This is a genomic window from Dorea longicatena (assembly GCF_025150085.1).
Lineage (GTDB): Bacteria > Bacillota > Clostridia > Lachnospirales > Lachnospiraceae > Dorea_A > Dorea_A longicatena.
Map to the genome: position 1 here is coordinate 2,195,811 of NZ_CP102280.1, position 15,114 is coordinate 2,210,924.

Annotated in this window: 13 protein-coding genes; all 13 read right to left on the reverse strand. The window is 36.4% G+C overall.

Features of this window, described 5'->3' with window-relative positions:
* Position 1 precedes the first annotated feature (1 nt).
* Positions 2 to 961 carry an ABC transporter ATP-binding protein gene (locus NQ508_RS10460; RefSeq protein WP_044920416.1) on the reverse strand — a complete coding sequence of 320 codons (960 nt, stop codon included), beginning with the start codon at positions 959 to 961 and terminating at the stop codon, positions 2 to 4.
* Positions 962 to 1,147: 186 nt separating this feature from the next.
* A complete protein-coding gene (locus tag NQ508_RS10465) occupies positions 1,148 to 2,146 on the reverse strand; it encodes a carbohydrate kinase family protein (RefSeq protein WP_006428519.1) in 999 nt (332 codons plus the stop codon).
* An 11-nt stretch (positions 2,147 to 2,157) separates the two neighbouring features.
* Complete coding sequence (locus tag NQ508_RS10470) at positions 2,158 to 2,841, reverse strand: D-lyxose/D-mannose family sugar isomerase (RefSeq protein ID WP_006428518.1); 684 nt, start codon at positions 2,839 to 2,841, stop codon at positions 2,158 to 2,160.
* Positions 2,842 to 2,853: 12 nt separating this feature from the next.
* A complete protein-coding gene (locus tag NQ508_RS10475; protein WP_006428517.1) occupies positions 2,854 to 3,735 on the reverse strand; it encodes a class II fructose-bisphosphate aldolase in 882 nt (293 codons plus the stop codon).
* Between the two features lie 24 nt (positions 3,736 to 3,759).
* A complete protein-coding gene (locus NQ508_RS10480) occupies positions 3,760 to 4,755 on the reverse strand; it encodes an ABC transporter permease (RefSeq protein WP_022415055.1) in 996 nt (331 codons plus the stop codon).
* Between the two features lie 30 nt (positions 4,756 to 4,785).
* A complete protein-coding gene (locus tag NQ508_RS10485; RefSeq protein WP_044920482.1) occupies positions 4,786 to 6,270 on the reverse strand; it encodes a sugar ABC transporter ATP-binding protein in 1,485 nt (494 codons plus the stop codon).
* Positions 6,271 to 6,366: 96 nt separating this feature from the next.
* Positions 6,367 to 7,353: a sugar ABC transporter substrate-binding protein gene (locus NQ508_RS10490; RefSeq protein WP_044920413.1), complete on the reverse strand. Its 987-nt coding sequence runs from the start codon at positions 7,351 to 7,353 to the stop codon at positions 6,367 to 6,369.
* 129 nt (positions 7,354 to 7,482) lie between these two features.
* Positions 7,483 to 8,796 (reverse strand): ABC transporter substrate-binding protein, encoded by a 1,314-nt coding sequence (locus NQ508_RS10495; protein WP_006428512.1) that lies wholly within the window; start codon positions 8,794 to 8,796, stop codon positions 7,483 to 7,485.
* A gap of 3 nt (positions 8,797 to 8,799) precedes the next feature.
* On the reverse strand, positions 8,800 to 9,471 hold the full coding sequence (locus NQ508_RS10500) for a response regulator transcription factor (protein WP_006428511.1): 672 nt from the start codon (positions 9,469 to 9,471) through the stop codon (positions 8,800 to 8,802).
* Positions 9,464 to 10,786: a sensor histidine kinase gene (locus NQ508_RS10505; protein WP_242654790.1), complete on the reverse strand. Its 1,323-nt coding sequence runs from the start codon at positions 10,784 to 10,786 to the stop codon at positions 9,464 to 9,466. The genes NQ508_RS10500 and NQ508_RS10505 overlap by 8 nt, the downstream gene beginning before the upstream one ends.
* A complete protein-coding gene (locus NQ508_RS10510) occupies positions 10,786 to 11,736 on the reverse strand; it encodes a sugar ABC transporter substrate-binding protein (RefSeq protein WP_130096176.1) in 951 nt (316 codons plus the stop codon). Before NQ508_RS10510 ends, NQ508_RS10505 begins: the two co-directional genes overlap by 1 nt.
* Positions 11,737 to 11,753: 17 nt before the next feature.
* On the reverse strand, positions 11,754 to 14,297 hold the full coding sequence (locus NQ508_RS10515; RefSeq protein ID WP_155116000.1) for a glycoside hydrolase family 3 protein: 2,544 nt from the start codon (positions 14,295 to 14,297) through the stop codon (positions 11,754 to 11,756).
* Between the two features lie 20 nt (positions 14,298 to 14,317).
* Complete coding sequence (locus NQ508_RS10520; protein WP_006428507.1) at positions 14,318 to 15,001, reverse strand: TIGR00266 family protein; 684 nt, start codon at positions 14,999 to 15,001, stop codon at positions 14,318 to 14,320.
* Positions 15,002 to 15,114 lie beyond the last annotated feature (113 nt).

Consider the following 15,114-nt stretch of genomic DNA (forward strand, 5'->3'; position numbering starts at 1 on the left):
CTTACTTCTCCTCCTTTATCATTCTATTGCCTGACCCTTGTGTCAGCTCCAGGAATATCTCTTCCAGTGTTGTCTTACTCTGATTCAGGGTAAGCATCGGTACATCTGCATGGGAAAATGCAAGGAATAACTCTTCTCTGATATCTTCCCCGCCTTTTGCTATAATCTGTGCAGTTGTAATGCTGCTCGCACTGGTGCGGTATTTTACTTCTTTGATCTTTCCTGTCCGGCGGATAATATGATCCATCTCATCCCTGGAAGCCTTTGCTTCCACCTCGATCTGACCTTTGCCACTCATCATATTCTCCAGATTCTCGGTCGTATCACTGGCAACCAGCTTTCCTCCTGATATGATCATGATATAATCGCAGACTTCCCTTACTTCCGCAAGAATATGGGAACTCAGGATTACGGTATGTTTCTTCGCAAGCTTGCGGATCAGTTCACGGATCTCTATGATCTGCTTCGGGTCAAGACCTACCGTCGGCTCATCCAGGATGATAATCTCCGGAAATCCCAGAACTGCCTGTGCAAGCCCGACTCTTTGTTTATAACCTTTTGACAGGTTCTGGATCAGCCGGTTTTCTACATCTCTTAATTTGGCAAGTCTTATAACCTCTTCTATCTGCGATTCTCTTTTGTCTTTCTTAATTCCTTTTAATTCAGCGGCAAATTCCAGATATTCCCGCACCGTCATTTCCATATATAATGGCGGGATTTCCGGCAGATAGCCGATATTCTTCTTGGCCTCTTCAGGCTCTTTCAAAATGTCATGTCCGTCGATCAGCACCTGTCCTTCTGTAGCTCCCAGGTAACCGGTCATGATGTTCATGGTCGTAGATTTTCCTGCACCGTTTGGTCCTAAGAATCCATAGATTTTACCGGATTCTACGGTGAAATTCAGATGATCTACCGCCAGATGGTCACCATAACGTTTGGTAAGATTCTTTACTTCTATCAAATTTCCTTCCTCCTGTTAAACTCAATCTTGTAACAATATAAGAAATTTTTTTGAAAAGTATGTGGAAAATTTATGTTTATTCTGTGAAAGAAAGTTCATCGGCTAAACAAAAAAATAGAAAGAATTCCAGATTTTATAAACATAATCTTATAATCTCCAAAATTCTTTCTATCTTTAGCAACTTTTCTATACGTTTGTCTTCATAAATAATTTCATTTCTTTCAAGTCCATAACACCTGAGGTACTATCTTCTTTAGAGAGTGAACATGCAGCTGTAATAGCACCATAATATAATGCCTTCTCTATACTTTCTCTTTGATACGCTGCATATAAAACGCCCGAGCAAAATGCATCACCTGCCCCAGTCGTTCCTTTTATAAATCCTTTTGGGAGTTTAAAACTTGGAACTTTTACAAATTCTCCTGTTTGACAATTCAAACCATATCCACATTCAGGTGAATGTATTATAGCCCACTTTTTTACTCCCAATTCTTTTAATTTTTCCAACCCCTTTCTCATATTTTCTTCTTTTATTCCATCCTTATCATATAATTGAATTCCAGTCACACCGGTTCCTTCTACTTCATTTACCACACAATAATCTGTATACTTCAATGCAGGCCATACAACTTTTGGGTATCGATTTCCTTCTTCTGAAACCATATCTACTGAAGTTTCCATTTCATATTTTTGTGCAGTTGCTAATACCTTTGCGGCTTTAGTTCCATAGTCTTCATCCGGTTGATCCAGCGTTCCTAATAAAAGTAAATATTCTAAATGAAAAATATCCGCCTTTATTTTCTTAAAATCTATCTGCTTTTCATTGAATTCCAAACTGGTTCCTGGATCAAAAAAGAATGTTCTCTGCTTGCTTTCTTTTTCTGTCATTGCAAATGTAACAGCTGTTCTTCCTTTTTTTACAATCCCTTCAATGTTTATATTCGGATACTCTCTTAAAGAATCTACTATAAATTGACCATTTTCATCATCACCCACAACTCCCGATACTTTTATTGGTATTTTAGAATCTAACCTTGCCAAATCAATAATTAAGTTGTTAATACCTCCGGTATGGGCAACCGGATTTCTCATCCATGTTAAATTGCCTTTTTGAGGATATACATCTATTGTGTATACTACATCTGCAATAAGATTTCCTGCAACCGTTATTCCTTCTTTATTCATAGGTCTTCCTCCTACAAAACCTTTGGATATTCATTACATAATAAACGGTATGGTTCTTCGTCTTCATCTATAGCAGGAAAACGTCCTACTTTTTTATTATAGAAATAATTATCCGTATTATCGTCATTACACATAGAAACTTCTCCCAACAAAACGGATCCTTTTCCTTCTTCTACAGAAAAGTCATGGTACAATCCTCTTGTCACAGTAATACTTTCTCCTGGCGTTAGTCTTATCTGAGTTCCCGCCTTCACTGTATAAACACATCCATCGCTATGTACAATGACATCTGTATCTGCCATTTTTCCATCTTCCGTCGAATTATATACACGAATTAGTACATTTCCACCTCCGCGATTAATAATGTCTTCCATTTTATATACATGATAATGCATTTCCGCATGCTGACCTTCATGGAGCATCAATAACTTTTCTGCATATGGTTTATCATACTTATCGTTTTTTATATTTCCATTTCTTAACGTAATTAACGAAAATCCTGTATGTTCAAAATCTCCGAGTCCAAAATCTGTTATATCCCAGCCAAGCATATTATCTCTAATTTCATCGTATTCTTTCCCTTTTGTTTTCCACTCTTCTGGTGTCCATTCACAAAATGGAGGAAGTGATACATGAAATTTTTTGATCAAATCATGCATATCCTTCAAAGCTTTGTTAATCTCTGATCTTTTCATCTTTCACACTCCCTAATTTTTTAGTGCAAATGTTTCAATTGCCACTTTCACATTTTCTTTCATAGCTTTCATAGCAATTAACGGAATGTCATGATAGAAAATATTTTCTTCTACACTTTTTTTATCCAATGCAGCTTTGACTGCTTTTCCACCAGCCAATGTCATATACGTGTAATAATTAATTTTACGTATTCCATTTTTTACAGCTGTCTGAAACTCCTCTTTACTAAGTCCTGAACCACCATGCATTACGAATGGGATATCAATTTTGTTTTTAATTTCTGTAATACGATTCAAATCCAAAACTGGCTTCTGTGTATAAATCCCATGACTTGTTCCGAAAGCAATTGCCAACACATCCACTCCGGTTTTTTCAACAAAATCTTTTGCCATATCTGGACTTGTATACACATCATCTAAATTTGAAAAACTGTCCGCTGTTTCAATTTCTTCTGTATCTCCTAATCCTTTGTCAGATGAGAAAATATGTCCAAGTTCTGCTTCAACTGTAACATCGACTGCATGAGCCAACCTCACCACTTCTGCAGTTATTCTTATATTTTCTTCATAATCACTGCCTGATGCATCAATCATCACAGAGCTAAAACCTAACTGTATTGCTTTAATACAACTTTCAATAGACTCACCATGATCCAAATGTACACAAACTGGAACAGAGGCTTTTTTTGCAAATTGAAGCATAACTGGTGCGATATCTTCCATGGATATCAAATTTCCATGCACCTCTGCATAGTTTAATATAACTGGTGAATTTGTTTCCTCTGCAGCCTGTATGATAGCCATTACTGATTCCATATTCGGACAATTAAATGCTCCAACTGCATATCCTTTTTTCATTGCATCTTCCATCAACGGCTTTAATGAAACTAACATAATCTTTCTCCTTTTCAGTTTATCTTATTTCTTTCCTTTATTTCTAAAGTAATCAAGGAATACAGCCAGTAAAATCACAACTCCTTTTACTACATACTGCCAGAATGAGTTTACATTCAAAAGATTTAATCCGTTATTTAAAACACCTATAATCAAACCACCTATAATAGTTCCACCAATTTTACCACTACCACCAGCCATTGAAGTTCCACCAACAACAACTGCTGCGATAGCATCCATTTCAGCTCCATCACCGGCTGTAGGCTGTCCGGAATACATACGTGAAGCCAAAACAATTCCAGCAAGACCTGCCATCAATCCAGAAAATGCATGTACAAAGAATTTTACTTTTTCCACTTTAATTCCTGAAAACTCGGCCGCCTGTTGATTTCCTCCGACAGCATACATATGACGTCCCATTTTCGTCTTATTCATAATGATTGCTGTAATAATAAGAACAATTACTAAAATTACAACTGGTGTAGGAAAAATTCCAACATAACCAGCTCCTAAAAATTGCCATTCTTTTGTTACTACTCGTACAGGCGAACCGCCAGTATATACATATGCAAGTCCTTTTGCTATATTCATTGTAGCCAATGTTACGATAAATGCTGGAATTGTAGTTTTACTGATTACAGCACCATTAAACATACCAACTAAAAGTCCAACTAAAAGTCCCATAAGTAATGCTATCGGTAATGGGAGATTATATCTTGCTACACATCCTGCCGAAATACAACCTGATAATGCAATGATTGATCCAACAGACAAATCGATTCCACCAAGAATAATTACCATTGTCATACCACATGCCAGGAACAGGTTCGTAGAAATCTGTCTTAATACATTAAATATATTCTGTCTTGTAAAAAATGATCCACTTGTTTTTGGAAAAACTGATAAAAATACACATAATACCAAGAAGGCTACGATTATACCAAGATTTTCTTTAAAGTATATTTTAACAGCATTTCCAACTCCAGCTGTCGCTGTTGTTTTTTTTGTTTTTTCTTCCATTTGTTTTTTTCCTCCTTTATTATGCCCATCCTATTCAGCTGCCAGCATCATAACGCTTTCCTGCGTTGCTTCTTTATGACTAATACAGCCTCTCATCTTTCCATGTGCCATTATATAGATTCGATCACTCATTCCTAAAATTTCTGGTAACTCAGAAGATATCATAATAATTGACATTCCCTGTTTTGCCAATTTATTCATAATTGCATATATTTCTGATTTTGCACCTACATCTACACCTCTTGTAGGCTCATCAAGAATTAAAATTTTCGGATGTGTTGCAAGCCAACGACCAATTAATACCTTTTGTTGATTTCCTCCTGACAGATTACCTATAGCTTGTTCCTGTGAAGGTGTTTTGGTTGCCATTTTATCAATATATTCTTGTGTAATTTCTCTTTCTTTAGAATTGTCTACAAAAATACCTTTAATGAACTCGTTTAAAACTTCTATCGTTGAATTAAACCTGACACTTTGTACCAAATATAAACCTTCGAGTTTACGATTTTCCGGAACAAGTGCAATGCCATTTTTCATAGCATCAATTGGTGAATTAATAGTAACTTTTTTACCCTCCAGATATATATCTCCTGTACTTTTTGGCATAAGCCCAAATATACTTTTCATTACTTCACTTCTTCCAGCTCCAACCAATCCGGCAAAGCCTAATATTTCACCTTTTCTAAGTTCAAAACTTACGTTTTCTGCCAGCTCACCATCTGAGATTCCTTCGCATCGCATAATAACTTCTTCATGTTCTTCAAAATCTCTTGTATAGTAATTAGTCAATTCTCTTCCAACCATCATTGCAATTAATGCATCTTTTGTAGTGTTTTTTACAACTTCAGTACCTACATATTCTCCATCTCGCATAACAGTTACTCTATCGCAAATTTCTTCCAATTCACTCATCTTATGAGAAATATATATAATACCTACTCCCTTGGAAGTAAGACTCCTCATTGTCTTAAACAAAAATGCTACCTCTTTATCTGAAATCGAAGAAGTTGGTTCATCCATAACTAAAATTTTTGAATTATAAGAAATTGCTTTTACAATTTCAACCATCTGCTGCTGTGCTATCGTTAATTCTTTAATTAACTGATTAGCTTGTATTCCCATTTGATAGTCATCTAACAATTTTTGCGCATCATGATTCATTTTCTTTTTATCAACAAATCCGGAACTCATCGGTTCTCGTCCCAAAAAAATGTTTTCAGCTACAGTCATATACGGAACCAAAACCAATTCTTGATGAATAATCGCTACTCCATTAGCCTGTGCAGCCTTTACACCATCTATATTTACTTTTTTACCGTTTATAATTATCTCGCCTTCATCTGCTGTATAAATTCCGCCTAACACTTTGATAAGCGTAGACTTTCCGGCTCCATTTTCACCTAGTAATGCATGAACTTCCCCCGTTCGAAGTTCGAAATTAATATCCTTTAATGCATATACACCTGGGAATTTTTTGTGTATATGTTTCATTTCTAGCAATGTTGTACCACTCAAAATATCACCCACTTATATCTTTCTTTTATGCAAAAAGGTGCTTTATCCAGTTCATTTGAATAAAGCACCTTTCATATTTTTGTTAATGACTATCGTTTACTGCCAACCATCTGTACCATAATCGTTAACATTATCTGCTGTAATCAGGAATGTTTCTACTGGATATTTGTCTTTCACTTTCTTGCCATCTAAGATTTTATACATAACCTCTACAGACTTATCAGCAATACCAACTGGAGACTGTGCTCCTGTTCCTTCCATTAAAGAATCACCTTTTGCAAGCTCTGATTTAACATCCGGTGAACCATCTACTCCGTAAATTTTGCAATCCTTAATTCCTGCTGCATTTGCTGCCGCTAATGCACCAAGCGCTGTAGGATCATTTCCACCAAAGATTGCAACTACATCTCCATGTGCCTGTAATAAATCTTCTGCAATTCCCATTGACGTTTCAAGATTCCCTTTTGCATCCTGCTGTGCAACAATGTTAAATCCTTTTCCTTTGATTGCATCTGTAAATCCTTTTGTACGATCTACAATTGAATTCATAGTCGGTGAATCAAGAACAATAATGTCTCCACCCTTCGGGCATTTCTTAACTAAATCTTCTCCACAAACTTTACCTGCATTGTAGTTATCAGATCCAACATAACTTGTTACATACGACATATCGGCAACTTCTGTATCAAAGTTAACGATTGGAATGTTTGCTCCTTTTAAAGCATCCAAAGCTGGAAGAATTCCTTCAGCTTCTGCTGGATTCAGGAACATTGCATCAATTCCCTGTGAAATCAAATCCTCTACCTGCTGTACCTGAAGACTTACATCATTTGCCGGATCTACAGATACAAGCTCGTCCCCATTTGCTTCGACTTTCTTTCTGATTTCATCTTCCAATGTTACAAAGAATGGGTTCGTTCCGTCCATACAAGTATACCCAAACTTGTGACCTCCCTTTTTGTTTGACGTCGATTCAGTTTTCGTCGAACTAGATTTCTTGTCCCCATCACCGTTGCTGCAACCCATTACCATTGCTGCAACTAATGAAACACTCAATAACACGCTCACTAATTTTCTTTTCATTTCTTTTCCTCCTTGCTTGTTATTTGTTGTCTTAATATTACTAATTTTCCTTTTCCTGTACACCTGTATTTTGTAACTAAAAAAGCATTACATTTCTCACAAAAAAATGTGACAAATGTAATGCTTTTCTTATTGATTTAAAAATTTAGTAATACTTCTCTGAAATACCTTAAGCGAACTATCAATATTCTTTTCATTTTTGTAAATATCATCTATTTCATTCTCTGCTAATGCCATAGCCTCTGGATATTTCGAGAATTTTGGATTTATCCGTCCATTCTCTATCGCATCAATTAACAAACGATTATCAATAACCCTCTCATCTACATCCATATCCTTCCGAATCATGCTTTCTGCATATCTTGATCCAGTTACATATTTCAATACTGATGCACCTTGCGAATATTCAAATATTTCTCTTTGAATTGAAGAATCCGAAGTTAACATTTTCAGAAATTCCCATGCTAATTCCTTATGTTTACTTTTATTTCCAATAGTCATCAAAAGTGCATCTACTTCTGAAGTATTATGACCTCCTGGGCCTGCCGGCATGCTTGTGCAATCCCACTGAAAACTTGTATATTTTTTTATTTTATACGGATAAGTTTTATATGTCCTGTACTCAGAAAACGCTAACGGCATAAATGCCACATTTCCCGAATCAAAATCATTTTGTGTTACTTCACGGCCTCCATTCATTTCATTTAACTTTTTCACGAATTTAACTGCTTCATTCACTTTTGTTCCCGAAAAAAAAGCTTTTTTCCCATCTTTATCAAAAAGCTCTGCACCATTTGAATATACAGCTTCTTTCCAAGTATAATTATATGTCCCAAATTGATCGATCACACCATCACCGTTTTTATCCTTTGTAATCTGATCAACAATTTGCTCCATTGTACTCCATGTCCAATTTTCATTTGGGACTTCTATTCCTTCTTGTTCCAACAATGTTTTATTTACGAACATCAAAGTCGGTACTACCTCATATGGTAACGCATACTGACTTTCATGATATTTTCCAATATCTAATACTGTATCAAAAAAATACTCCTTTTTAAAATTCCTATCATTAGCAATCTGATTATCTAAATCAGATATAACATTTAATGACACATATTTATAAAAATCATCAGACAACACCATAAATACATCTGGTGTTTCTCCTTCTAATATTTTTCTATCTAACCATTCTGAATAATCTTCCTTTCTAATCCCTGTCTCATAATGAACTTTAACACCTGGATGTTCTTTTTCAAATTTTTTTATTGCATCATCTATTATTACATATGCATTCGCATTCTTAACATCCCAATTACTCTCAGCAAACATGCCAAATTCCAATACAATTGGTTTATTTTTTTGTCTATAGTTCCATGCAAGTATTATTAATATTATGCTCAAAAAGCAAACAACTAATCCGTATATACTTTTCTTTTTCATTTACTATTGCTCCGTTATTTTTGTTGCTACTTTATTCTGTACTGCCCAAATTGCCAATTGCGTTCTGTCTCTGAACTCTAATTTGTTTAATATCCCACTCAAATAATTCCGTACAGTACCTTCTGAAAGATTCAAATTTTCCGCTATTTCTTTATTCGAACTTCCCCGTCCAACTTCATTAATAATTTTCCATTCTGTTTTAGTCAGATTTTCTGTTCTCTTCTGATCTACATCAACTACATAATCAGCCTTTGCCATCTGTGAAAACAATCTTACAACTTTTGTAGCAATATCTGGATTTATCATTGCCTGTCCACTATATACAGTACGTATTGCATTAGTCAATCCGTCCATCGATACTCCTTTTAAAAGATATCCACTTGCTCCCCATTTTAATGCATTATATACATACTCATCATCATCGAAAGTTGTGAGTATAATAATTTTTATTTCTGAATAATTATCTTTTATTATTTTCGTACACTGTACGCCATCCATTTTAGGCATTCGAATATCCATTAAAATAACATCCGGTCTATTTTTTCGTACACTTGCAATTACTTCTTGTCCATTTGCAACCGTATCTGTTACTTCTATTCCTTCCTTTGTATTTAATACAATTGACAAACTTTGCCTAATCAATTCCTGATCATCTGCAATCAGTACTTTAATCATATTCTTCACCCCATCTTATAGGAATTACAACATTTGTTGTAAATCCATCACTTCCATCAAACTCTACTGTCCCATTTAATAACTTTATCCGCTCAACAATATGTCTTGTACCAAATCCTTTCTTCATATCAGTACATCCAATTCCATCATCTTTGATTGAAATATAAATATCGGAATATTTCTTTTTTATAGTAATATAAACATTTTTTGCATGACTATGTCGTACAGAATTCGTCATACTTTCCTGAACAACACGATATATCGCATTTTCTTCATCTTCATCAAATTTCAATTTTTCGACATCACATTCAAAATGTATTTTTGTATTTGTTATTGAATTTGTTTCATTTACCATCTTACGAATTGCCGGTTCCAAGTTTAAACGTTCCAGAGAATCGGGTCTTAATTCACTTACTGACCTTCTTACTTCTTTTATTCCATCCCTTGTAACTTTTGAAATAAGCTCCAATTGTCCTTTCGTTACCTCAGGAGAACTATCGATCATCGCTATACAAGCATCTACCCCCGCTGATATACCCGTTAGCGTATGCCCTAATGTATCATGAATTTCTCTAGCCAACCGGTTGCGCTCCTTTGTTTCTCCCATTTTTTCTTTCATTACAGCATATTCCTGTAATTTTTCATTTGCCTGTTGTAGCTCTTCATTTGTTTGCGATAATTTAAAATATAATTTTTTTACCTCATCTATCGTTCCACTCTGTTCGATAATAATGAATACACAAAAAACAAAAAATAAAATAATATTTAATGATGTAAGCAAATTATATAGCCAATATAATACTTTTTGGACTCCAATATCATATACATTTATATAATCACTAACAGAAAATATTTTCGTACTTACCGAGATAATACCGTGATTGGTTCCTATATAGCTTAGTAATGATATCACTGCTAATGCATATTTTCCTCCCATGTCTTTAATATGTGCAATGAGATTCGTAAAAACCCACAAAAGTATCCCATTATAATTAAAATCTAATCTATAAACAATAAAAAAACTTGCACAAAAATCTATAAGTAAAGTCAAATAATATACTCCTGTATTTTCCCTAACAAATTTTTCTCTGCATATAAAAGAAATTCCCATTATAGCTACTAATACCAAAATTTCTCCTACTAATGCAGAAGGGTTTGCCGGAATCGCATTGACTTTTTCTAAGAAATCACTTGCAACATATGCATCACATATTTTTCTTGTTGTATACAAAATAAATATTGCAATTCCAATCACTGATATACTATTAAAAGCAAATATTATCTTTCTCAAAATTAAACTATAATTTTTTTTCATTATTGCCATCCTGTCATGTCATAAAACTTTAAGTTATCTGCTGTAATTAATTCGACAGGTATTGTAACATGTTTTTTTACAGTTTCCCCTGCCAAATAGCTGTATGCTGTCTGAACTGCCTTTTCACCTATTTTAATTGGTGATTGTGCTGCTGTTCCTTCTAAAAATCCTGCCTTTATCATTGCTTTTCCATCTGGCGAACCATCCACACCATAAACCATAACCTGATCCGTCTTATCAGTCATTTGCATCGCTGCTATGCACCCTAAAGCAATTGGATCATTTCCACCCATTACAACATCATAATTTTTCTTTTCATAAATAATTTTCTCCATAACTTTCATTGCAATTTCAAACTCTGCGGCACTCTCTTTTTCTTCTACTATCTTATATTGTGGATGCCCTTTAATAGTATCCCTAAAACCTTTCACTCTCTCATTAATTGAATTCAATGCTTTCTGATTTACAATTATTATATTTGCACTTGTTTTTTTCTTCATCATATCTTTTGCACATTGAACCCCCGCATCATAGTTATCCGAAACAATCGTGGATACAACCGCTTCTGTATCCGACACTTCAGAATCAATAACAAATACAGGTATATGCTTTTTTTTACATAGTTCAAGTGCAGGCCGAACTTTATTTCGATCTACAGGTTGCAGAAAAAGTACATCAATCCCTTCATTTATCATATCTTTTATCTGTTCATTTTGTTTTTTCTGATCCTGCAGGGGATCTCTTGTAATTAAGATATCCCCCTTTGCCTGCACTGACTCTTCAATATTTTCATCCATATTAACAAAATATGGATTATTCATTGTCATATAAGTAGCTCCAAATTTTAATTGTTTTCGTGTATCTTTTTTTTCATGTATTCCTATTGCTATGAAAAGTGTTGTGCATGCCACAATTGTGGCAGCAATCATTTTTTTCTTATCTAATCTCACGCTTACTTCTCACCTTTTTACTTTTTCATATACATTCTTGTAAATCCCTGATATATCCTGCTGGATAACACTCCACGCAATACATTCGCTGCACTTCTTTTTACATCCTCTTCCAGTATCACTCCCTTGGACACCGCTTTCACAATCTCATCCACCGCACCTGCACTTCCCGGCATAATCAGATCATTCCCGGATGCAATCGCATGTGCCGAATTTCCATATTTACGCCCGGTTGCAAACCAGTCCGTCATTACAAAACCATCAAATCCCCATTCATTTCGAAGCACCTGTGTCAGAAGTCGGTAACTGTTATTGACATATTTACCATTTACTTTGTTATAACTGCTCATAATGGCTCCCGGACCCGCTTCCTTTACCGCAATCTCGAAACCCTTCAGATAGATTTCTCTAAGCGCTCGTTCATTGACATTCACATTGGTCTTATTGCGATTATCCTCCTGATTATTGCAGCAGAAATGCTTCAACGTCACATAACACCCACGATTCTTCTGCACACCTTTTGTAATGGCAGCTGCAAATTTTCCTGAAACCAGTGGATCCTCCGAATAGTATTCAAAATTGCGTCCACAAAGTGGATTTCTGTGAATATTAAGTCCTGGTGCCAGCCAATAGGTTACACCATAACATTCCATCTCTTTTCCAACTGCATTTCCCACTTCTTCCGCCAGTTCCAGATTCCAGCTCGATGCCAGTGAAATCCCGCTTGGAAATGCCGTAGTAAACTGATAGAGCAGATTCGGGCTATCCGGATTTCCAAGCATGATTTTTTTAACCGGCTCCGGAAGATATTTCATACATGAAATATTCGGCTCTATCCCTTTTACCTTTCCGGTGAATGACACAGATGAAACCTTGTTCAGACGAAGCCCTGCCGGTCCATCTGCCATTACTACATTTGGAATTCCTTTTTGTTCCAGTGTTGTGCACGTAACCCCGGCTGCACCTGGCGCTTCAAAGAATCTTGATCCAGTCATACCTCCGCCCACAGACAGTTCTGCCATGTCTCTGAGTGTTAAACGCTCCATCACGGCATCTGTCTCTTCTGAGGAATATATTTTAACCGGACCATATTCATGCACAACTTCTGTTATCTTATCCTCTTCTACCGGAATGCTTCGAATTTTTTCCATATTTTCAATAATAATCTCGCATCCTCTTCCCCAGTTTTGTCTGCAGTCACAGGTTGCATGAAGGATATCTTCTTCCTTTTGTTCCAGTTCTGTCACATGCATTGGGATTTTGCAGATATGCGAGTGTTTTTCTGTTATGATTTCACTGGATAATCTCAAGATTCCGCATACTCTGGTATTCCTGCTGGAATTACCGAGACGAATTACATATTCTCCTTTTTCAAGGACCGTTGCTGCATCTTTTTCCCTGTAGCTGGTCATATCCCGGAGATCAAAACTAAGTATAAGTTTTTCCTTTTCTCCCGGCTTTAATAACTTCGTCTTATGAAATGCAGTCAGCCGCTGTGCTTCCTTTTTAAGCTCCCCGTTCGGACAGCTTACATAGATCTGCACAACTTCTTTACCATCATAAATTCTTCCGGTATTTTCCACTTCTGTATACACATGAATCTTCGTGCCTTCCATCTGCATCTGTTCAAACCGTATTGCAAAATTAGTATACGACATTCCATAGCCAAACGGATATCTTGGTGCCACATGAAATGTATCAAAATAGCGGTATCCTACATAGATACCTTCTCTATAATATTCCTCATCCAGATTACCATTCAGGTAACTGTACTCATCTGCAAACGGAAGATCCCGGTAATGTTTTGCCCAGGTATCTGTAAGTTTCCCTGATGGCGTCTGTTTTCCTGAAATAACATCTGCTAGTGCCAGACCTCCCATTGTACCTAGCTCTCCCATAAAAATAACTGCATTAATTCCGGATATTTCATTTAAGAAATTCAGATCAAATACTCCACCTACATTGATCACTACGATCAGTTTCTTATATCTTTCTGCGCAGAATGCAATATTGATCCGCTCTATCTCTGATAGCCCATATTCATTTTCATCCAGTTTTCTGTCTGCCCCTTCACCAGCCTGTCTGGATACCACATAAATACAACTGTCTGTATCCGACTCTTCTATATCCTTCTCCTGTATGGCACGGCCATAAGGATATCTATATGGACTGCTCATCAGGTTCATAAAATCTGACAGGTTCTTTGGACTTAGTTTTTTCCTGAATTCTTCTGCATATTCCTGTTCACCCTCTTCGAATGTCTGGTCATAATCTTCGATCCACCGCATAGTAGTAACTGTAAATCCTGATTGTTCCAGTCCTTCAAAAACAGAGACTGCATGGCGCTCATTTACTTCTCCTGATCCTGTTCCACCCTTAATCGTCTTCTTCGCACCAGCGCCGTACAAAGCTATCTTTCCTGCCTTCAATGGCAGACTTCCGTCATTTTCTAAAAGAACGATTCCCTCGACTGCCGCTTTATATGCCAGTTTCTTTCCAGACTCTTCCAGTGGTGTAACCGCATCCGTCAGTGCTGCTTTATGAATACTTCTTGTTCTCATACTTCCTGTCCTTCCAGGCATTATTTACCGGATGTTGTAATATATGGTCCGAGTGCTCCTGCTACATTTGAAATCGGCATTGTCTGAAGCCATACCCTTCCTGGTCCATGAACCACGGTATTAAAGATTCCCTCTCCTCCAAACAGCATATTTTTTACTCCAGGAACACTCTTTATCTCTATCTGGCATGAAGCATCCATTGCAGCCAGATGTCCAGTATCTACGACAATTTCCTGTCCGGCGTTCAATTCATACTCCACTACATGTCCGTCAAACTCAGCAAATACAGTTCCCTGACCGGATACCTTCTGCATGATAAATCCCTCTCCGCCAAATAATCCAGAGCTGAACTTCTTATTAAAGAACACAGACAATTCTACCCCTGCTTCGCTTGCAAGGAATGCGCTTTTCTGGAATACCATCTCGCGCCCCGGTCCGATTTCAAATGCTTTGATGGATCCAGGAAAGCACGATGCAAATGCAATCATCCCTTTGCCACCTTGTGCGGTATAAATATTCTGGAATATATGCTCACCGGAAAACATTCTTCCAAATGCCTTGCCGATTCCTCCATTCGTAGTCGTCTCCATCTTCATATTCGGTGACATCCAAGACATTCCGCCTCCTTCTGTGATCATCTTCTCTCCGCCCTCCAGATAGCAGATAACTACCGGTAATGTGTCTCCTTTGATTTCATATCTCATATAAGTTTCCTCCTGAAATTTCTCTTTTAATATACTTTTTCCCGAAAAATTATATTTACATTATAGCATCTACTATCTCTATTCACAATCAGCACTTTATATTTACGTAAAAT